Source organism: Cupriavidus sp. GW822-FHT03E04 (assembly GCF_058801495.1).
In genome coordinates, this window is sequence record NZ_JBXANI010000006.1 from 169,242 (window position 1) to 190,546 (window position 21,305).

General features: G+C 65.5%; 15 protein-coding genes. 10 read left to right on the top strand and 5 right to left on the bottom strand.

Annotated elements, in window-relative coordinates; translation table 11 throughout:
• Positions 1–4 precede the first annotated feature (4 nt).
• The 10 genes from AC1RQC_RS09990 (at position 5) to AC1RQC_RS10035 (ending at position 13,067) form a co-directional block, all read left to right on the top strand.
• Positions 5–1,363 (top strand): NAD(P)/FAD-dependent oxidoreductase, encoded by a 1,359-nt coding sequence (locus tag AC1RQC_RS09990; protein WP_416051927.1) that lies wholly within the window; start codon positions 5–7, stop codon positions 1,361–1,363.
• 65 nt (positions 1,364–1,428) lie between these two features.
• Positions 1,429–3,120: a class I poly(R)-hydroxyalkanoic acid synthase gene (phaC, locus tag AC1RQC_RS09995; RefSeq protein ID WP_492883128.1), complete on the top strand. Its 1,692-nt coding sequence runs from the start codon at positions 1,429–1,431 to the stop codon at positions 3,118–3,120.
• A 70-nt stretch (positions 3,121–3,190) separates the two neighbouring features.
• Positions 3,191–4,366 (top strand): acetyl-CoA C-acetyltransferase, encoded by a 1,176-nt coding sequence (locus AC1RQC_RS10000; RefSeq protein ID WP_492883130.1) that lies wholly within the window; start codon positions 3,191–3,193, stop codon positions 4,364–4,366.
• A gap of 54 nt (positions 4,367–4,420) precedes the next feature.
• Positions 4,421–5,167: an acetoacetyl-CoA reductase gene (gene phbB / locus AC1RQC_RS10005; protein ID WP_492883132.1), complete on the top strand. Its 747-nt coding sequence runs from the start codon at positions 4,421–4,423 to the stop codon at positions 5,165–5,167.
• A gap of 66 nt (positions 5,168–5,233) precedes the next feature.
• The gene (locus tag AC1RQC_RS10010; protein WP_492883134.1) at positions 5,234–5,893 is read left to right on the top strand and encodes a DUF6781 family protein; all 660 of its coding nucleotides are present in this window, start codon (positions 5,234–5,236) and stop codon (positions 5,891–5,893) included.
• Positions 5,894–5,978: 85 nt separating this feature from the next.
• A complete protein-coding gene (locus AC1RQC_RS10015; RefSeq protein ID WP_492374525.1) occupies positions 5,979–7,382 on the top strand; it encodes a cytochrome ubiquinol oxidase subunit I in 1,404 nt (467 codons plus the stop codon).
• Positions 7,383–7,387: 5 nt separating this feature from the next.
• A complete protein-coding gene (locus tag AC1RQC_RS10020) occupies positions 7,388–8,383 on the top strand; it encodes a cytochrome d ubiquinol oxidase subunit II (protein WP_492883297.1) in 996 nt (331 codons plus the stop codon).
• Positions 8,376–10,355 (top strand): sensor histidine kinase, encoded by a 1,980-nt coding sequence (locus AC1RQC_RS10025; protein WP_492883136.1) that lies wholly within the window; start codon positions 8,376–8,378, stop codon positions 10,353–10,355. The genes AC1RQC_RS10020 and AC1RQC_RS10025 overlap by 8 nt, the downstream gene beginning before the upstream one ends.
• Positions 10,348–11,706, top strand: a complete 1,359-nt coding sequence (locus AC1RQC_RS10030) for a sigma-54-dependent transcriptional regulator (protein WP_492374523.1) — start codon at positions 10,348–10,350, stop codon at positions 11,704–11,706. The genes AC1RQC_RS10025 and AC1RQC_RS10030 overlap by 8 nt, the downstream gene beginning before the upstream one ends.
• Before the next feature lie 119 nt (positions 11,707–11,825).
• Positions 11,826–13,067 (top strand): polyhydroxyalkanoate depolymerase, encoded by a 1,242-nt coding sequence (locus tag AC1RQC_RS10035; RefSeq protein WP_492374522.1) that lies wholly within the window; start codon positions 11,826–11,828, stop codon positions 13,065–13,067.
• A gap of 90 nt (positions 13,068–13,157) precedes the next feature.
• Here the strand turns inward: AC1RQC_RS10035 and AC1RQC_RS10040 are convergent, their stop codons facing one another.
• The 5 genes from AC1RQC_RS10040 to AC1RQC_RS10060 all read right to left on the bottom strand — a co-directional run bounded on the left by AC1RQC_RS10040 (position 13,158) and on the right by AC1RQC_RS10060 (position 21,205).
• Positions 13,158–14,042: an amino acid ABC transporter substrate-binding protein gene (locus AC1RQC_RS10040; protein ID WP_492374544.1), complete on the bottom strand. Its 885-nt coding sequence runs from the start codon at positions 14,040–14,042 to the stop codon at positions 13,158–13,160.
• Between the two features lie 152 nt (positions 14,043–14,194).
• Positions 14,195–15,508 (bottom strand): dicarboxylate/amino acid:cation symporter, encoded by a 1,314-nt coding sequence (locus AC1RQC_RS10045; RefSeq protein ID WP_492374521.1) that lies wholly within the window; start codon positions 15,506–15,508, stop codon positions 14,195–14,197.
• A 196-nt stretch (positions 15,509–15,704) separates the two neighbouring features.
• Entirely contained in the window at positions 15,705–16,769 is a 1,065-nt protein-coding gene (locus AC1RQC_RS10050; RefSeq protein ID WP_492374520.1) for a C45 family autoproteolytic acyltransferase/hydrolase, read from the bottom strand.
• A 33-nt stretch (positions 16,770–16,802) separates the two neighbouring features.
• Positions 16,803–18,350, bottom strand: a complete 1,548-nt coding sequence (locus AC1RQC_RS10055; protein ID WP_492883138.1) for a biotin carboxylase — start codon at positions 18,348–18,350, stop codon at positions 16,803–16,805.
• 47 nt (positions 18,351–18,397) lie between these two features.
• The gene (locus AC1RQC_RS10060; protein ID WP_492883140.1) at positions 18,398–21,205 is read right to left on the bottom strand and encodes an aminotransferase class I/II-fold pyridoxal phosphate-dependent enzyme; all 2,808 of its coding nucleotides are present in this window, start codon (positions 21,203–21,205) and stop codon (positions 18,398–18,400) included.
• Between the last annotated feature and the right edge of the window lie 100 nt (positions 21,206–21,305).

The following is a 21,305-nucleotide window of genomic DNA, read 5'->3' on the forward strand; positions in this document are numbered from 1 at the left end:
CGCGATGAAACCTTCCACCTATCGTCCCGACGCCAGCGTCAAGGCACCGCACCGCATCGTCATCGTCGGCGGCGGCGCTGGCGGGCTTGAGCTGGCCACCCGGCTGGGCAACACCCTTGGCCGGCGCCGGCAAGCCGAAGTCACCCTGATCGAGAAAACCCGCACCCACGTGTGGAAGCCCAAGCTGCACGAGATCGCCGCCGGCAGCATGGACATGAGCGCCCATGAAGTGGGCTATCTCGCGCAATCGCACTGGCACCACTTCCGCTACCGCGTCGGCGAGATGGTGGGACTGGACCGGGAGCGCCAGGAGGTGCTGGTGGCGCCCTATGTGGATGACGAAGGCACGCAGATCACGCCGCCGCGCACCTTTGGCTATGACACGCTGATTATCGCGGTGGGCAGCCAGAGCAACGACTTCGGCACCCCTGGCGTCTACGAGCACGCCATGCGGCTGGAGTCCGCGGCGGACGCGCTGCGCTTTCACTCGCGCATGGTCAATGCCTGCATCCGCGCGCATGCGCAGACCGCGCCCCTGCTGGCCCAGCAGCTGCACGTTGCCATCATCGGCGCCGGCGCCACCGGGGTGGAACTGGCGGCCGAGCTGCACCGCACCACCCGCGAGGTGGTGGCCTTCGGCCTGGACCGGGTCGACGCCGACAAGGACATCCGCGTCACGCTGATCGAAGCCGCGCCGCGCGTGCTGCCGGCGCTGCCGCCGCGCCTCTCAAGCGCGACGCAGGGCCTGCTGCGCAAGCTGGGCGTGGAAGTACTTACCGACGCCAAGGTGGCCGAGGTGCTGCCCGGCGGCGTGCTGCTGGGCGATGGCCGCCTGCTGCCGGCGGAACTGGTGGTATGGGCGGCGGGCGTGAAAGCACCCGACTTTCTCAAGGACCTGGCGGGCCTTGAAACCAACCGCATCAACCAGCTTGTGGTGCATCCCACGCTGCAGGCCAGCCGCGACGAGAACATCTTCGCGATCGGCGATTGCGCGGCGTGCGCGTGGCCCGAGGCCAATCAGGGCAAGGGCGGGTTCGTGCCGCCGCGCGCCCAGGCCGCGCACCAGCAGGCCTCGCACATGGTCAGGCAGGTCCGCGCCCGCATGGCGGGCAAGCCGCTGGCCGACTACCGCTACCGCGACTTCGGCTCGCTGGTGTCGCTGGGCGAGTTCAGCACCGTGGGCAACATGATGGGCGGCCTGATCGGCGGCAGCCTGATGGTGGAGGGACTGTTCGCCCGGATGATGTACCTGTCGCTCTACAAGATGCACGAACTGGCCTTGCACGGCTTTGCCAAGGTGGCGCTGGACACGCTGGCGCGCTCCATCGTCCGGCGCACCGAGCCACATGTGAAGCTGCACTGAACCCGGTGCCGCTGTCCTGCAAACACACACGCACACGCACAAGCAACCGCACAAATCCGGACCCCATGACCACGCCCACGCCCGCCCCCTCCCGCTGGATTGCCGAGCTCTTCAGCGCGCAACAGACCATGCTGCGCGCGTTCGACGCCGCTCCCGGCCAGGCACCGCAGGATGCCGACGGCACGCCCGCGCCGGTCTCCATGCTGGCGGCAGCGCGCGCGCTCGCCGCCTGGCCGGAACAGGCCCTCAGGCAAATGAGCGCGCTCTGGCCGGCGAGCGAGCCTGCCGGCACCGCGGACCGGCGCTTTGCCGCACAGGCCTGGCGCGATGACCCGCGCTTCGCGCTGGCGGTGCGCCACTACCAGAGCTACGCCACGCTGCTGCAAGGCGCGATCGAGCAAGCGCCGGCCGATGCGCAGACCAAAGGCCAGTGGCAGTTTGCGCTGCGCCAGGTGCTGGATGCGCTCAGCCCGGCCAACTGCCTGGCCACCAACCCCGAGGCGCTGCAACTAGCCGTGGACTCCGGCGGCGCCAGCCTGGTGGAAGGCATGCGCCTGTTCCTGCAGGACCTGGCCAAGGGGCGCGTCTCCATGACCGATGAGCAGCGCTTCGAGGTTGGTCGCAACGTGGCCACCACGCCGGGCGCCGTGGTGCATGAGAACGAGCTGATGCAGCTCATCCAGTACGCACCGGGCGCGGGCAAGGTCCATCAGCGCCCCCTGCTGATCGTGCCACCCTGCATCAACAAGTTCTACATCCTCGACCTGCAGCCCGAGAACTCCTTCGTCGCCCATGCGGTGGCGCAAGGACATACGGTCTTCCTGGTGTCCTGGCGCAACGTGGCGCAGGCGCAGGCGCACCTGACCTGGGACGACTATCTCGAGCAAGGCGTGCTGCGCGCCATCGACGTGGCGCAGGACATCACGGGCGCCGACCGCGTCAACACGCTGGGCTTCTGCGTGGGCGGCACGCTGCTGGCCTGCGCGCTGGCCGTGGCCGCCGCGCGCGCCGAGGACAAGGTTGCCAGCGTCACGCTGCTCACCACGATGCTGGATTTCCACGACACGGGCGAGATCGGGCTACTGGTCAACGAAGCCATGGTCGCCATGCACGAGGCCGCGATCGGCCGCGGCGGGCTGCTGCGCGGCCGCGAGCTGGCCCATGTGTTCGCGGCGCTGCGCGCCAACGACCTGATCTGGCCCTATGCCGTCAACAGCTACCTGAAGGGGAGCGCGCCGCCCGCGTTCGACCTGCTGTCCTGGAACTGCGACGACACCAACCTGCCCGGGCCGATGTACTGCTGGTACCTGCGCAACGCCTACCTGGAGAACCGTATGCGGGTGCCCGGCGGCACGGTGCAGTGCGGCGAGCCGGTGGACTTTGCCCAGGTCCAGGTGCCAGCCTTTCTCTATGCCTCGCATGACGACCATATCGTGCCGTGGGGCAGCGCCTATGCCACCACGCGCCTGCTGGGCGGGCCCACGACCTTTGTGCTGGGCGCCAGCGGCCATATCGCCGGCGTGATCAACCCGCCGGCCAAAGGCAAGCGCCATCACTGGACCGGGCCGCTCCAGAGCGATCCGCAACGCTGGCTCGACGGCGCCGAGCGCGCCGAAGGCAGCTGGTGGCCGGCCTGGACCCGCTGGCTGGCGCAGCACGCCGGCGCGCGCACCGCTGCGCGCCGGTCGCCCGGCCACGCCGCTTACCCCGTGATCGAGCCCGCACCCGGGCGTTACGTCAAGGCGAAGGCCAGCTAGCTACCAACCAGCCAGCCGCCCCGTCAATCCGCTATCCACCCTACCCCCAAGATTCACCCAGGAGAGTCACATGGAAGATGTTGTCATCGTCGCCGCAGCCAGAACCGCCGTGGGCAAGTTCGGCGGATCGCTCGCCAAGGTGCCGGCCCCTGAGCTGGGCGCCACGGTCATCAAGGCCTTGCTCGAACGCAGCGGCCTGAAACCCGAGATGGTCGACGAAGTGCTGCTGGGCCAGGTGCTGACCGCTGGCAGCGGGCAGAACCCCGCGCGCCAGGCCGCCATCAAGGCCGGCTTGCCCAACACCGTGCCCGCCATGACCATCGGCAAGGTCTGCGGCTCCGGCCTGAAGGCCGTGCACCTGGCGGCCCAGGCCATCAAGTGCGGCGACGCCGATATCGTCATCGCCGGCGGCCAGGAGAACATGAGCGCGTCACCGCACGTGCTGGCAGGCTCGCGGGACGGCCAGCGCATGGGCGACTGGAAGCTGACCGACACCATGATCGTCGACGGCCTGTGGGACGCCTTCAACCAGTACCACATGGGCACCACCGCCGAGAACGTGGCCAAGGCCTACAACATCTCGCGCGAACAGCAGGACGCGTTCGCGGCCGCGTCGCAACAGAAGGCCGAGCTGGCACAGAAAGCCGGCCGTTTCAAGGACGAGATCGTGCCGGTCTCGATCGTCTCGAAGAAGGGCGCGGTGGTGTTCGATACCGACGAGTTCATCAAGCACGGCACCACGGCCGATGCCCTGGCGGGCCTGCGGCCGGCGTTCGACAAGGCCGGCTCCGTCACCGCGGGCAATGCCTCCGGCCTGAACGACGGCGCGGCGGCGGTGCTGATGATGTCGGCCAGCAAGGCGCGCGAGCTGGGGCTGACGCCGCTGGCCCGCATCGCCTCCTATGCCAGCGCCGGGCTTGATCCCACGATCATGGGCATGGGCCCGGTCCCGGCCTCGCAGCGTTGCCTGCACAAGGCGGGCTGGAGCATCAACGACCTGGACCTGATGGAAATCAACGAGGCCTTCGCCGCCCAGGCGTGTGCGGTCAACCAGGAAATGGACTGGGACGCCAGCAAGATCAACGTCAATGGCGGCGCCATTGCCATCGGCCATCCCATCGGCGCGTCCGGCTGCCGCATCCTGGTCACCCTGCTCCATGAAATGGCGCGGCGCCATGCCAGGCGCGGCCTGGCGTCGCTGTGCATCGGCGGCGGCATGGGCGTGGCGCTGGCCGTCGAGCGCTAATCGAGCGCCAATCTATCGCTAAGACAACATACATTCCACAAGGAGAAAACAACCATGAGCAAGCAACGCGTAGTACTGGTCACGGGCGGCATGGGCGGCCTGGGCGAAACCATTTCCACCAAGATGGCCGATGCCGGCTACCGGGTGGCGGTCACCTATTCGCCCGGCAACACCACCCATGGCGAATGGGTTCAGCAGATGAAGGCACGCGGCTACGACATCCTCGCCGTGCCCTGCGATGTGGCGGACATCGATTCGTGCGCCGAGGCAGTGGCGGCAGTGACGGAAGTCGCCGGCCCGGTCGATGTGCTGGTCAACAACGCCGGCATCACGCGCGACATGACGTTCAAGAAGATGGACAAGGTGAACTGGGACATGGTGCTGCGCACCAACCTGGACAGCCTGTTCAACATGACCAAGCAGGTCGCGGACGGCATGGTCGAGCGCGGCTGGGGCCGCGTGATCAACGTGTCGTCGGTCAACGGCTCCAAGGGCGCGTTCGGCCAGACCAACTATTCGGCCGCCAAGGCCGGCGTGCACGGCTTTACCAAGGCACTGGCCCTGGAGGTCGCCAGGAAAGGCGTGACGGTCAACACCATCTCGCCCGGCTACATCGGGACCAAGATGGTCACTGCCATTCCCGAGGAGATCCTGAATACCAAGATTCTCCCGCAGATCCCGGTAGGCCGCCTGGGCAAGCCGGAGGAAGTGGCGGGCCTGATCATCTACCTGGCCTCGGAAGAAGCCGCCTTCCTGACCGGCGCCAACATCGCCATCAACGGCGGCCAGCACATGCAGTGACGCGGGCGCAGCGATGACGGCCATCTGGCAAGACAACAGCAAGGCAAGGCAGCAACCGGAGACCATATGAAATCCATGGGCATCGATCACGACGCGCTGATCAAGCAGTTCGCGCAATCGTCGCAAAAGCAAGGCGAATCCCTGCAACAGGCGGTCCAGAAGGCGACCCTCAAGGCGTTGCAAGGCCGGGAGCTGACCCTGAAGAGCATCAAGGACACGCTGAAGATGGTCACCCAGGCGGCCTCCGCCGGGGCGGCCAGCAGCGGGCTCGCCGGGCCGGGGCTGGAGCCGATGTTGTCCCAGGTCGCGCAGGGCATGGACGCCGCGCTGGTGCAGGCGGTGGAAGCCAATCGCCGGGCGTTGCAGCAGATCGTCGACCAGGGCGCGCAATTGCGCGAGACCCACCTCAAGAAGGCCGTGGCCGACATCGAGAAGATGGAGGACGCGCTGTTGGGCACGGTGGCCAAATCCATCGGCGAGTTGCCGCAGTCAGTGCAGGGGCCGTGGTCGTCGGTGCTGGAGGGCATGAAGCTCAAAGGCACGGCGACCGGCGCCAGCGCCACGGCAGTGGTCGAGCAACTGACCACCCAGGCGCGCGAGCTCGCGCGCGAGGGACGGGCCTTTGCGCAAAGCAGCACCGAAGCCTGGCTCGAGCACTACGCCACGCTGGTCAGCGGCGTGCTGATCGGCATGTCGAACGGCCTGAACGGCGAAGGCAAGCGCTGACCTCGCGGTAGCCACGCCGCCATGCAGCAACCGGGACGCCGCACGCGCGGCGTCCCGTCCACAACCCACGGAGGAGCCCGGACAGATGGATCCCATCCTGCTGGCGCGCATGCAGTTTGCTGCCAACATCACCTTCCATATCTTGTTCCCGACCATCAGCATTGCCCTGGGATGGTTGCTGCTGTTCTTCCGCTGGCGCTATCTGAAGGCGGACACGCCACCGCTGCGCCATGCCTGGCTGAATGCTTACCGGTTCTGGACCAAGGTGTTCGCGCTGACGTTTGCGCTTGGCGTGGTCAGCGGCATCACCATGAGCTTCCAGTTCGGCACCAACTGGCCTGGCTTCATGGAAACGGTCGGCAATATTGCCGGGCCCCTGCTCGCCTATGAAGTGCTGACCGCGTTCTTTCTCGAAGCCGGCTTTCTTGGCGTGATGCTGTTCGGCCACGGCAAGGTGGGCGAGCGGATACACCTGATGTCGACCTTCTTCGTCGCCTTCGGCACCACGCTCAGCGCCTTCTGGATCCTGGCGCTGAATTCCTGGATGCAGACGCCACAGGGCTACGAGATCATCCATGGCGAGTTCCATGTGCACAGCTGGCTCGCCATCATCTTCAACCCCTCCTTCCCCTACCGCTTCTGCCATATGCTGCTGGCCTCGGCGCTGACCTGCGCCTTCCTGCTCGCGGGGCTGAGCGCGTGGCAGTTGCTCAAGGGCACCGGACAGCTGTCCGCGCCCAAGGTGCTGCGGGTCGGGCTGACCCTCGCCGCTGTCGCGATCCCCCTGCAGATCGTGATCGGCGATATGCACGGGCTCAACACGCTTGAGCACCAGCCCCAGAAGATCGCGGCCATGGAGGGCGTGTGGGAGACCGAGCGCGGCGCGCCCTTGCTGCTTTTCGCCATTCCCGATGCCGGCGCCCGCACCAACCGCGCGGCGATCGGCATCCCGCATCTCGCCAGCCTGATCCTGACGCACCGCGCTGACGGCGAGATCCGCGGGCTGAACACGTTCGGCGACGCGCATCCGCCCGTCCTCCCGCTGTTCTTCGCGTTTCGCGTGATGGTGGGCATGGGGGTGCTGATGCTGGCGGCCAGCTGGCTGGGCTGGTGGTGGTACCGCCGCGCCGGCTGGCAGCCGCAGCGGCTGCCGCGCGCGCTGCTGTGGGGATTCGCAGGCATGACCTTCTCCGGCTGGATTGCCACGGTGGCCGGCTGGTACGTCACCGAGATCGGACGCCAGCCTTTTATCGTCTACGGCCTGGTACGCACCGCCGACGTTGCCTCCAACGTGCCGGCGCCCCATATCGCCCTGACACTGACGCTGTTTGCGACGGTGTACCTCGCGCTGATCGTCGCCTATGTCAGCGTGCTCAAGTACCTGGCGGAGAAACCGGAAGCCCCGCTCGGGGCCGATCACGCCGGACAACCCACGCCGGCGTCCGGCACGATCGCCGCGCGCCCCTTGCCTGCCGGGAGCCAACCATGACCTGGATGCGTTTTGACGACACCCTGCCCGTGATCTTCATGGCGCTGATGGGCGTGGCCATGCTGGTCTATGTGATCAGCGATGGCTATGACCTGGGCGTCGGCATGCTGATGCACCGGGCGGCCCCGGCCGAGAAAGACGTCATGGTGGCGTCGATCGGTCCGTTCTGGGATGCCAACGAAACCTGGCTGGTGCTCGGCATCGGCATCCTCCTCGTGGCTTTCCCTAAGGCGCACGGATTCATATTGACCGAGCTCTACCTGCCTGTCACGCTGATGCTGGTGGGGCTGATCCTGCGCGGCGTGGCGTTCGACTTCCGGGTGAAGGTAAAGAGCGCGCACAAGCCGGTGTGGGACCGCCTCTTCTTCGCCGGCTCGACGATCGCGTCGGTCTCGCAAGGATGGATGCTGGGACGTTACATCAGTGGCTTCGGTACCGGTTGGAACTATCCCCTGTTCGCTGCGGCCATCGCCGTGGCGTTGCCGATGGCCTACGTGCTGCTCGGCGCGTGCTGGCTCGTCATGAAAACCGAGGGCGAACTCCAGCAGCGCGCGGTGCACTGGGCCAGGATCGCGTGGGCGCCGATGGTCTGCGGGCTGGCATTGATCTCGATTGCCACACCTTGGATCAGCCCGGCGGTGCGCGAGCGCTGGTTCGTACTGCCGCAGATTGTCGCCCTCGTCTCCATCCCGCTGGTGACCGGCGTCGCGCTCGTGGCCGTGCGCATGCTGCTGAACACCCGCGTGGTGCGCGGGCCGGTGAGCTGGCTGCCCTTCGTGCTGCTGATCGGGGTCTTTGTGCTCAGCTTCCTCGGGCTGGCCTACAGCATCTTTCCGTTTGTCGTGATCCACCGCCTGACGATCTGGCAGGCCGCCAGCAGCCCGGAGGCCTTGAAGGTGATCCTGGTGGGCGTGTGCATCTCGGTGCCGGCCATTGCCGGCTACACGGTGTTCTCGTACCGGGTATTCCGTGGCAAGACCGGCGAACTCCGCTATGCCTAGCTGGCCCTGGAACATGCTGCGGCGCGACACAACGCAAGGCCCCGCCGACGGCTGCGCGGGCTTCGCGCAGCCGTGCTCCGGGAGTACACTGCATTCACCTGACCTGTGCCTGGACGAGCACAGGTCTCGCTTCTATCACTGGTATCCGGACGACAAGTCCTGCATCCTTGAGGACCGCGGAGAAAGGGCTCGCGACATGAATCTCGGCCGTATGCGCATGGGGATCTGGTGCGGTATGGCATTGGTAGCGATCGCGCTGGCCACGTGGCTAGCCTATGTCATGGCGTTGCGCGCCGGGCTCGATCAGCTGCGGGTTGCCGCCCAGCATCGCCTCGATGTCGTGTCCGCGCGGCTTGACGGCGAGCTGTCCCGGTTCGACTACCTGCCATCGTTGCTCGAATCCACCACGGATGTCTTCGCGTTGCTCAGCCGGCCCGATGACGTGGCGCTCAAGCGGCAGGTCAGCCGTTACCTGCACGGCATCACCGCCACCGCCGGCGCGGACAACCTGTACGTCACCCAGCGCTCCGGCCTGACCCTGGCGGCGGCCGACTGGGACCAGCCGGGCACCCCGGTGGGCGCGGATCTCTCGTTCCGGCCGTATATGCGCGATGCGCTCGAGCACGGCCGGGGCCGCTTCTACGGCGTAGGGTTTACCTCCGGCCGGCCCGGCTATTACCTCGCCTACGCGCTGCAGCAAGGCGGCGCGCAGCGCGGCGTGGCCACGGTCAAGGTCAACCTCGACGCGGTGGAACGCAACTGGGTCCAGATCCCGGGCAAGGTGATGGTGGTCGATGCCCGCGATGTGGTCATCCTCGCGTCGCTTGCGCCGTGGCGGCTGCGTCCGCTGGCGCCGCTGACGCAAGCGATGCTGGCCGAGGCCGGCCTGGCGCGCACCTACGGCAAGTCCGACCTGATGCCCCTGGACTGGCAGGTACGCGCCAGGCTGGATGCGCACACCACGCGCGTGCGCCTGGATGGCGTGGATTACCTGGCCTCGGAGCGCACGGTCAACCATGGCCTCTGGCGCATCATGCTGCTGGATGACGAACTGCCGGCGCGCAACCTGGCCCGCAACGCCGCCATCGGCGCTCTCCTGGCCTGCATGGTGATACTGCTGCTGGCGCTGGTGATTGCGCTACGCCTGCGCGCCGCGCAACAACAAGCCGCCGCGCAACGCGCGCTGCGCGCCGCGCACGATGGCCTGGAGGCCAAGGTGCTGGAGCGCACGGCCGAGCTGCGCGCGCTGCAAAGCGACCTGGTCCACGCCGGCAAGCTGGCCGCGCTCGGGCAGATGTCCGCCGGCGTGGTGCATGAACTCAACCAGCCGCTGGCGGCCATGCGCACGCTGTCGGACAATGCCGAGGTGCTGCTGGAAAAAGGCAGGCTCAAGGATGTGGCGGGCAACCTCCAGCGCATCGCCAAGCTGATCGATCGCCTCGGCCGGCTGACGCAGCAGCTCAAGGTCTTTGCCTTCAAGTCCCAGGATGCGGTGCAGCCGGTCCTGGTACGCCAGGCGGTGCAGGACGCACTGCTCCTTGTCAGCACCCGGATGCGGGAGCGCGATATCACGGTCAACGTGGCGATCGACCCCGACGACATCAGCGTCCTGGCCGATGAGATCCGCGTCGAGCAGGTGCTGGTCAACCTGCTGGGCAATGCCGCCGATGCCTTGTCGGGCGCGCCGGTGCGGGATCTGGAGATCCATGCGGCCCGGCAGGACCAACTCTGCATCATCACCATCCGCGACACCGGCCCCGGCATCCATCCCGACGTGCTGCCGCGCCTGTTCGACCCATTCATTACCACCAAGCCGGCGGGCAAGGGCCTGGGCCTTGGCCTGATGATCTCGGCGCACATCGTGCGCGAATTCGGCGGGCGCCTGTACGCCCGCAACCTTGCGCCTGCCGGTGCCGAGTTCGTGGTCGAGCTGCCGCTGGCGCCGGCGCATGAGAGACAAACCAATGACTGACACCCATCCCATCCGCGTGGTTTTTGTCGAGGACGAGGAGGATGTGCTGGTCGGCAGCTCGCAGGCCCTCGAGCTGGCGGGCTTCGCCGTGAACGGCTTTGCCTCGGTGGAGCAGGCGCGCAGCAGCATCGGCATCGGCGAGCCGGTGGTGGTGGTCTGCGATGTGAAGCTGCCGGGCATGAACGGCGTGGCCTGGCTCAACGAGATCCGGCACATCGACCCCGACCTGCCCGTGATCCTGATGACTGGCCACGGCGACATCTCCATGGCGGTGCAAGCCATGCGCGAGGGCGCGTACGACTTTATCGAGAAACCGTGCTCCTCCGAGCGGCTGGTCTCCGTGGTCAGGCGCGCCGCCGACCGGCGCAAGCTCAGCCTGGAAGTGCTGGGCCTGCGCGAGCAGCTGGAAAGCTGGCAGGGGATCCAGGCCTGCCTGATCGGACGCTCCGCGCAGATGGAGCGGGTGCGCCGCGCCGTGCGCGCGCTGGCCGATGCGCCCGCGGACGTGGTGATCTATGGCGAGACCGGCACGGGCAAGGACCTGGTGGCGCGCTGCCTGCATGACCATAGCGCGCGCCGCACCGGCAACTTCGTGCCGCTGAACTGCGGCGGCCTGCCCGAAGCCCTGGCCGAGAGCGAGCTGTTCGGGCATGAGGTGGGTTCCTTCACGGGCGCCACGCGGCGGCGTTGCGGCAAGTTCGAGCATGCGCAGGGGGGCACCCTGTTTCTCGACGAGATCGAGAGCATGCCGATGTCGGTGCAGGTCAAGTTCCTGCGCGCGCTGCAGGAGCGCTCCATCGAACGGGTGGGGTCGAACGAGCCCATCGCGGTGGATTGCCGGGTCATTGCCGCCAGCAAGGAAGACCTGAAACTCCTCAGCGAGCAAAAGAAGTTCCGTGCCGACCTGTACTACCGCATCGGCGTGGCCTTTATCGACCTGCCACCACTGCGCGAGCGGCGCGAAGATATCCCGCTGCTGTTCGAGCATCTCATCCTGCAGGCCGCTACCCGCTTCAACCGGCCGGCGCCGGTGCTCGGGAACGCGCAGTTCGAGCTGCTGCTGTCCCATTCATGGCCTGGCAACGTGCGGGAGCTGCGTAATGTGGCCGACCGTTTCGTGCTCGGGCTGCTGTCCGATGATTTCGAGCTGCACGGCGGCCATGCCGAGCACGGCAACAGCCTGCCCGACCAGCTCGAACAGTTTGAACGGGTGGTTGTCATGGAGGAACTCAAGCGGAACAACTGCGACGTGGCGGCTACCGCCAGGGCACTTTCCATCCCCAAGCAAACGCTGTACTCCAAGCTGCGCCGTCTGCAAATCGCCTATGACAAGGTGCAGGCCGAGGAGTGACCCAGGCGTAATCCAACTGAGCCAACTGAGCCAACTGGCCCAACTGATCCAACTGATCCACCATCGCCCCCGGTCGCGCGGGGGACGCCCCCTATTTTCAAGACTGACAGGTATTCCCCATGCTTTACCAATTCCACGAACTCAAGAGCGCCTTGCTGTTGCCGCTCACCGCACTGGCGCAAGCCACGTCGCGCACCTTTACCAATCCGCTCAGCCCGCTGTCCATGATGCCGGGCGCCAACCGGATGGCCGCCGGCTACGAACTGCTCTACCGCCTCGGCAAGGATTACAAGAAGCCGCCCTTCGACATCAAGTCGGTGCAATGCCACGGGCGGGACGTTCCCATCGTCGAGCAGACCATCGTGGAGAAGCCCTTCTGCAAGCTGCTGCGCTTCAAGCGCTATGCCGACGATCCGCAGGTCATCCAGTGGCTGAAGGACGAGCCGGTGGTGCTGGTGTGCGCCCCGCTGTCAGGCCATCATGCAACCCTGCTGCGCGATACGGTGCGAACCCTGCTGCAGCATCACAAGGTCTACGTGACCGACTGGATCGATGCCCGCATGGTGCCGGCGGAGGACGGCCCGTTCCACCTGACCGACTACGTACACTACATTCAGGACTTCATCCGCCACATCGGCGCGGAAAACCTCCATGTCATCTCCGTGTGCCAGCCGGCCGTGCCTGTGCTTGCCGCCATCTCGCTGCTGGCTTCCGCCGGTGAGGCCACGCCGCGGACCATGACCATGATGGGCGGCCCGATCGATGCGCGCCGCAGCCCCACTGCCGTGAACGCGCTGGCCACCGACAAGTCCTTCGCGTGGTTCGAGAACAACGTGATTCATGCCGTGCCGGCCAACTACCCGGGACACGGCCGCAAGGTCTACCCGGGCTTCCTGCAGCACGCCGGCTTTGTTGCCACCAACCCGGATCGCCACCTCTCCTCGCACTACGACTACTACCAGAACCTGGTCGATGGCGACCTGGACGACGCCGAGGCTCACGTGCGCTTCTATGACGAGTACAACGCCGTGCTCGACATGGCCGCCGAGTATTACCTGGATACGATCCGCGATGTGTTCCAGGAATTCCGGCTGGCCAGCGGCACCTGGGAGATCGACGGCAAGCCGGTACGGCCGCAGGACATCACCGGCGCGGCGCTGCTGACCATCGAGGGCGAACTGGACGACATCACGGGAGCGGGCCAGACCGCGGCGGCGCACGATCTTTGCGCGGGCATTCCCGGCGCGCGCAAGCAGCATGTGACAGCGCAGGGCTGCGGGCACTACGGCATTTTCTCCGGCCGGCGCTGGCGCGAGGAGATCTATCCGCAGCTGCGCGCGTTCATCGCCAGCTATCGCTGAGCAGTCCGGCTCGCCATTCCAAGGGCCGAGGAGCGCGCCCTTGAGCGGCGCTCCCCAGCGATGGCGTGAAACCCTGGATGCGCGAGCGGCTTAATCCGACTGGTCCGGGATGGCCCGTATCAGCTCATCGAGCTGCGCGCTCATGGGCAACCCGAGCCGCTCACCGGTGGGCAGCTTGTTCATGAACCATTGCTTGTACGTGCGATCCAGTTCCCCGGACACGGCCATCTCGCGCACCGCCTTGTCCACCACGGCGGCGAACTGCGGATCGCCCTTGCGGAACATGATCCCGTAGGGATCGTAGGAGAGGAAATCGCCGACGATCTGGAACCTGCCGCCGGCGCTGCTGCTGCGCAAAAAACCATACAACAGCACATCATCCCCCGCATAGGCGTCCGCGCCACCGTGCTGCAAAACCTGGAACGCATCGGCATGGTCCCGTGCCTTGATGACGTTCAGCTGCAGGCCGAAGCGAGCCGATAGCCGCTCAAGCGCCTCCACGTTCGTGGTGCCGCCGGTCGCGACCACGGTCTTCCCCTTCAGGTCCTTGAACGACTTGATCGGCGATCCCTTCGGCACCATCAGCTTGGTCCCGGCCACGAAGATCACCGGTGAGAACGACACGCGCTTCAGGCGCTCGACGTTCCTGGTGGTCGAGCCGCATTCCAGGTCGACCTTGCCGGACGTGACCGCATCGAATCGATTGTCCGAGGTGACTGGCGTCCATTGAATGCCGACCTCGCGGCCCACCTCCGCCGCCACCGCATCCACAATCGCGCGGCAGATATCGATGGAATAGCCGACCGGCTTGCCAAGCCGGTCCAGGTACGAGAATGGCAAGGACGACTCGCGATAGCCGATGGTCAGGGTGCCGATTTCCTTCGCCTTCTTCAGCGTGCCGGCCAGTTCCCCCGCCTGTTGCGCCAACGCCGCGCCGGCGGCCAATGCCGCGCACAGCGCAACGGCCGCCCACATCACGATTTGCCGGCCGCCGCGGCTGCTGCGCCCGCCACCCACGCGTGCTCCATTTGAACGCATTTGATTTGCACTCCTGCAGTGATCGTTCGCACAATGCCCGGCACACCATGCGGGAGGCCGCCTGCGAGGCACCCTCCCGCGCTGGCCGCTCAGGCCTGGACCGCGCCCGGCTTTCCGAGCGGGGCGCGCGCGTCCGATGCCGTGCTGTCGCCCTCGCCGTCCAGATCCGACTCGCTCGCCAGCTGGCCCTCCCACTTCGCCACCACGGCAGCGGCAATCGAGTTGCCTACCGCATTGGTCGCCGAGCGGCCCATGTCCAGGAACTGGTCGACCCCCATGATCAGCAGCAAGCCAGCTTCCGGAATGCCGAACTGGTTCAGCGTGGCGGCAATCACCACCAGCGATGCGCGCGGCACCCCGGCCATGCCTTTTGACGTCAGCATGAGCAGCAGCAGCATGGTGATCTGGGTACCGATCGGCAGGTGAATGTCGTAGGCCTGCGCAATGAACAGCACGGCGAACGTGCAATACATCATGGTGCCGTCGAGGTTGAAGGAGTAGCCCATCGGCAGCACAAAGCTGGAGATCTTGCGGCTGACGCCGAACCGGTCCAGCGCGGTGAGCATCTTCGGGTAGGCGGCCTCCGAGCTGGCCGTGGAAAAGGACAGCAGGAAGGGCTCGCGAATCAGCCGGATCAGCGTGAACACCCGCTTGCCCAGGAAGAAGAACCCGGCCGCCACCAGCAGGCCCCACAGCACCAGCAGGCCAAGATAGAAGCTGCCCATGAACTTCGCGAAGGTGATGAGAATGCCCAGTCCTTGCGTGGTCACGGTGGAAGCAATGGCCGCGAACACCGCCAGCGGCGCCATCCACATCACGGCGCCGGTGATCTTCAGCATGGTCTGCGCCAGGTCGTCGATGACGCCGGCCAGCCGCTTGCCCGTCTCCCCCAGGGTCGACAGCGCGGTGCCGAAGAAGATCGAGAACACCACGATCTGCAGGATTTCATTGGTGGCCATGGCCTCCGCCACGGACCTCGGCACCAGGTGCGTAATGAAATCCTTCAGCGTGAAGGCGTTGGTCTTCAGGTTGGTAGCCGCCCCCACGTCCGGCAACGGCAGGCCGATGTTGTGGCCGGGCTGCAGCAGGGTGGCCAGGATCAGGCCCAGCGTGAGCGAGAGAAACGAAGCCACGATAAACCAGCCGAGCGCCTTCACGCCGACGCGGCCAACGGTGCTCGCATCGCCCATGTGCGCGATGCCAACCACCAGCGTGGAGAACACCAGCGGTGCGATGATCATCTTGATCAGGCGCAGGAAGACATCGGTGAAGATCGATATATAGCCGGCGATCTCCTTGGCGGTACCGGGATCCGGGAAGGCCTTGTTACAGCTATAGCCGACGATAACGCCGAGGATCATCGCGATGACGATGTAGGTGGTGATTGGGCGCTTTTTTTTCATGACTGCTCCTTGGATTCTTGCGAGCCTGCTTTTCCGAAGCCGCCACCCTCGGATATGTTCTGGCGAATTGGGTCGCCGCGGTCCGGACCGGGCCGCGTCCTGCTTGCGTTTGCGCGTATTCGATGGTTAGCCTGCGGCCAAAGGCAGCCCGGATTCGCCATGCATGCCTTCCCCCATGACTATGAGACTAGGAAACTCACTGAAAACTGCCAACATCGTCGAGCATCCACCGGCGCGCCGGCACCACCGCATGCGGCAGCGCGGTGCTCTCCACGTCGAACTCGATCATCCGGGCGCCGGGCAGGAAATGGCTGCAGGACTGCCGCCAGACGGCATCTGGCCAGACCATTTCGACGGAACCGTCATAGGGGTGATAGACGGCGCTGTACAACGTGCCGTGGCCACGCCCGTAGGCAGTTTGAAACAGCGGCGGGCGTAGCAGCGCGCGCAGGACAGCCTTGGCATCCTCGGCCTGCCGCACCGCAACAGCCAGCGTCTGCTCCCTGGCCTCGGCCAGGGTCGCATTGGCGTGCGCCGTCCACTCGACGCCATGCTGCAGGTTGCTCACCGCCTGCTTGCGCACCACCTCCAGCGGCCGGTCCGGCGTGACAAACACCGTTGCCCACTGTGCGCGGCGGTCAAGCAGGCTCACCGTGTAGCTCATATGCACCGGGATGCGCGCGAGCATTTCCACGGCCTGGTCGACGTTCTCCGCGAACTCCAGCACGTAGCGCAAGACCAGTGGAATGCCGAATCCATTACCCACCGCCTTGCGGCCCCCGAACGACAGCGACGCGGCCAGGCCGCTCTCGTTGATGCCGTCGAGCGCGCCCCACAGGCAGTCGTTGACCGCCACCACCCGCTGGCCATGCCATCTGGACGCCAGCCACACGCCCTCGAGCAAAGCCGGGGCGAAATCGTAGTTGCGCAACAGCGCGGGCGTGGCGCCTGCAGCCTGCTGCCCGTCCACCGGCAGCCACACCGCCTGCGAGCAGCCGGCAATGTAGGGCGGCGGCCCCCACATCGAGAGGAAGCGCGCTTCCAGGTCGCCGCCGCCGGACAGCTCGACCAGCCGCTCCCAGGTCGGGACCAGCTCCGGCATGTGGTGGCGCAAGGCCTTGCGGCACATCAGGAAGCCCGGCCGCGCGCGATCGCCGTCGCGCAGATACCATTGCCGGTACCCGGGCCAGAACTGCCGGAAGATGTTCTGCCATCGCTGGCCGGGCAAGTCCTCACTGATCGCTTCGAATGTACAACGCATGAATTCCTGGCCTCTCGTGGTTGGACCTTCGGCCTACAGGATCTTGAACGCGCCCGGCTGCGGCGCCAGCTCGGCCTGTGCGGCAACCAGGGGTTTGGCCACGTAATACTGCTTGATGCCCCGGATCCATTGGTGCGCGCGCTCGTTGAGCTTGAACTCGTCGTTCATCGAACGACCCCGCGTGATCAGGATGCCCAGATCCGCGCCTTCGTAGCGATAGTCGCCGGGCCCGGTGATACGCAGGAAGAAGGCTTCTTGCTCGCTCTCGATCTCGCGACGGTTGGAGTCGAAGCGGTGGTAGGACACGGAGCCGTCGGATGCCATGCGATAGATGCCCGAGGGCGGCGCATGGGTCACGATATCCACGTTGTCCTCGGTGTACTTGATGACCAGCTGGGACCAGCCGTCGATGAACGACTTCTCGGCCCAGCGCTCATTGAGCTCGCGCACATTGAGGTCGAATGGCACACCCGAGAATTCCAGCAGGTGGAACAGGAACAACGGCGCGTCCGCATAGGCGAAGGCCGCATGATTGGTCATCGGGCTGGCGCCGCAGATGCGGGGATTCAGCTCGCCGAGATACACCTCGCCGCTATCGACGTCGATCAGGAAGTCCAGGTCAAAGTAGCCGCGATAGCCCTCCTCCAGCAACTGGTTGCCGAAACGGAAGGCCATGTCGCGCGCCTTCATCCTGACGTCTTCCGAGAACGCCCCGGGGAAGATCTCGTTGCCGCACCAGCCGCCCTTGTAGGGGGTCAGTTCACGCGCGCCCACCACCTCGGTCAGCAGCGGCCCGACCAGCGTGCCTGACTGCGTGGCGCAGGCCTCCAGGGTCGCGCCGCGGCAGTTGATGCGCTTCATGATCTTGACTTCGGGGTCGTTGACGATCTCATCCTTGTGCTTGTTGAAATCGTCAACGCTTGCGATAAAGAAGGTGGTGTGGCCGGAGTCGCCGAACGCGCTCTGCACCACCAGGTCATTGCCCAGACCGTGGTGCTCCGCGATCTGCATCAGATGCTCGTAGCTGTCCACCTTCTCCAGTGCGTTGGGCACCGAGTGCACGCCAGCTTTGTTGCCGATGCGCACAGTCTCCATCTTGTTATCGCAGCGGCTGCGCAGCGCGGCCGGCGGGAACCACACGTCAAGCCCCAGCTCGTCGGCCAGCTCTTCGGTTTTCTCATCGAACATCAGGAAGGTCGCGGCAGGCCGCCCCCCCCGCTGCTCGATCATTTCCACCACGTCCTTATGCTGCAGCAGGTAGTTGTTGATGTCCTCGATCGAGGTGAACTCCTCGTGCGGCAGCGCCTGCGGCACGAAGACATTGGGATGGCGGCCGTCGAAGCAATCGATGTAGTTGATGTACTTGAAACGGTTGACCCACTGATCGATGCCCAGGAGATTGAAGTTAGTGGCGCTGATGAAGTAGATGGGCTTCTCGTTCCTGTGGAACATCACGCGCAGATCTGAGACATTACGGACTTTTTGCATCGCGGCTTTCTCCTGATGAACTCGGGGCCGGCTGGACGCGGGTTTCCCGCGGTTCCTGGACATCCAGGTCCGGCATTCTTTTTTTGTCGACATGGGCTCTGTTGCGAGAAGCCGGGCGCCTGTCCCAGCCTCCCGCCTCGCTACTTTTTTGCCGCGGGGCGTTCCGCCAGGGCCGCCGCCGCCACTTCATCGACCGTTGCCGTCGAGACTTCCACAACGGCCGAGACCGACGCCTTCGCCGCGGCCGCCACCGCCGCAGCTGCCTCGCCGGCGGCCTGGAGCGCCAGTTGCTGGAGCGCCCCGTCGCTGAACACACGGAAGCCCAACTCCGGGCGGTAACCGTGGATCTCCCGCACATCCAGCGCCTGCATGAACTCCAGAATCTCGGAGCTGATCACCTGCCCCGGCACCAGGATGGGGAAGCCCGGGGGGTAGGGAATCACGAACAAGGCCGATACCACTTCACGGCCCTTGGAGATGGCCTTGGCCACCTCGCCCATGTTCAGGTACTCGCAGTTCTCCTCGTCATAGGACATGAAGAAGGCTTTGCGGATATCGCCGTCCGGCGTCTCGATCTGCCCGCTGTTGCACACGCTGCGGAACGCAAAATGGAAGTGCGAAAAGTCCGGCAGCGGCGGCAGTTCCCTGGTCAGCGACGAAACGCGCTTCTCGTGCAGGCGGCGCTCGATCACGCTCATGTCCGCCGTGCGCTCCTCCAGCTCCCTGGCAATCTTGATCAGCACCTCGATCAGGTAAGCCACCGACGACCGCGTGGTACCGATATTGGTCATGAACAAGACGGTGTTGCGCGACGTTTTGTTGATCTGGATGCCGTACTTGTCCATCAGGTACTTGTTCTTGAACGTGTCACCGTCAATGCCGGAGGTGCCGATCGACAGGGTCAGCCGGGTCGGGTCCAGCGCGAATTCATCGACGCGCCACGCGGCTTCCATATTGGCCCAGCCGGATTCCGGGCTGTAGTACGCCTCGATGCCGGATGGCCGGTACGCGGTCGGCACCACGCGGGAGACGTTGAGGAACTGGAAGTACTTCTTGAGCAACGGGTGCGTGTGGATCCACTCGCGCAGTGTCATGGCCAGTTCCATCTGGCGCTGCACCAGTTCGTAGCCTTCCAGCTCCACCTGGCGGCGGCCGACATCGAGCGAGGCCAGGATCTGGTAGTTCGGCGAGGTGGAGGTGTGCGTCATGTACGCCTCGTGGAACGCCTCTTCCGCCTTGTCCTTGAAGTCCTGGTCCCACACGTGAATCATGGAGCCCTGGCGCAGCGAGGTCAGGGTTTTGTGGGTGGACTGGGTCGCGTAGACCCGTACCCGCGCGCGGTCCGGATCCGGCATCAAGCGGGTGGCGACAAGCTTCTCCTCATCATCCCAGTCCGCCCCGCCGAACGATGCGGTGAATGCATCGTAGCGCCGGCGATAATCCTCGCTATCGAGCTCGCGGCGCAGGCGCGACGCCGAATCCATGCCGGTGCGCTGGCGGTAGGTGGGATGAAAGCGGGCAAAGGCAAACCAGGCCTCGTCCCACAGGAAGATCAGGTCGGGCTTGATGGCCAGGCACTCCTCCATGACGCGCTTCACGTCGTAGACCACGCCATCGAACGTGCAGTTGGTCAGCAGCACCATCTTGACCTTGTGCAGCGTGCCCGCCCGCTTGAACCGCAGCAGCGTGCGCTTCATCTGGGCGATAGGGACCGCCCCGTACATCGAGAAATCGTCCAGTGGATAGGAGTCGAGATACGCCACCTTGGCGCCCGCCAGCACCATGCCGTAGTGGTGGGACTTGTGGCAGTTGCGGTCTACCATCACGATATCGCCCGGCTTGACCAGCGCCTGCACCACGATCTTGTTGGCCGTCGAAGTGCCATTGGTCGCGAAGAAGGTGCGGCGCGCGCCAAATGCGCGCGCGGCATACTCCTGCGCGACCTTGATGGGGCCGATGGGGTCCAGCAGCGAGTCGAGCCCGCCGGACGTGGCGGAGGTCTCGGCCATGAACAGATTCAGGCCGTAGAACTGCGCCATGTCCTGAATCCAGTGGGAGTTCATGATCGACTTGCCCCGCGCCAGCGGCAAGGCGTGGAACACCCCGGTCGGCTGCTTCGAGTACTCCTTCAACGCCGTGAAAAACGGCGTCTTGTAACGCTCCGACACGCCTTTCATGATCGACATGTACAGCTCGGTGTGGTCCTCCTCCCGGAAAAAGATCCGGTTGAAGACCTCACCCAGCCGCGACGCGATCTCTTCGGCCTTCACGTCCGTGACCAGATACAGGTCCAGTTCCGGCCGCAGCTCCGCAATCTTCTGCCCCAGCAAGGGGCCGCGCTCGGATTCCGGCTGCTCCTCGATGCCCTCGTCCAGGCCTTCCAGGAACTTGCGCAGCAGGTCCAGCTCATACTCGGACTTGAACGGAAAGCCATGCCGGATCACGCAAGCCTGCAGGTTGAAGTTGAAGAGCGTGGCAATCAGCGCATCCTCGAAGCTTGGCACCACCACCACGTCCCACACGAAGGGATCATCCACGCGCTGCTTGCGCTGAACGCGCCGGCGCAAGGCCTCTTCATCCTCGCGCGTCATGTCGTCGACGATCAGGACCTCAAAGTACGGTCGTGCTATTTGCGCCTGCATCTCCTCTTCCGTCTCGATCTCGGACGGCTCCTCCGACTCCGCATCCAGCGACAGCTTCTTATGGCGATAGGTATCGCTGGCCAGCATGCGGTTGATACGGTGCACGGCGATGTTCAGCCGGCCCAGGTCGCCAGCCTCGAACCACGCGGTCAGCTCCTCGAACAATCGGTGCCCCGGGAATGCCCAGAACCGCTCGATCGGTTCAAGCATGGCCAGCGTCTCTTTTACCCGGGCGTGGCGTTCGATGAATTCCTTGCACTCCCGCGCGAGATTGACCAGGCGGCCCAGGTCGTCAGTCAGATTCATCCAGCCATCCGCGCGCATTTCCCAAACGCTGCGGTAACGGTTTAGGGAAATGTTTTGCCCGGTCTTTGCTTTTCGTGCCGTGCTGCGTGCCATGTTATTC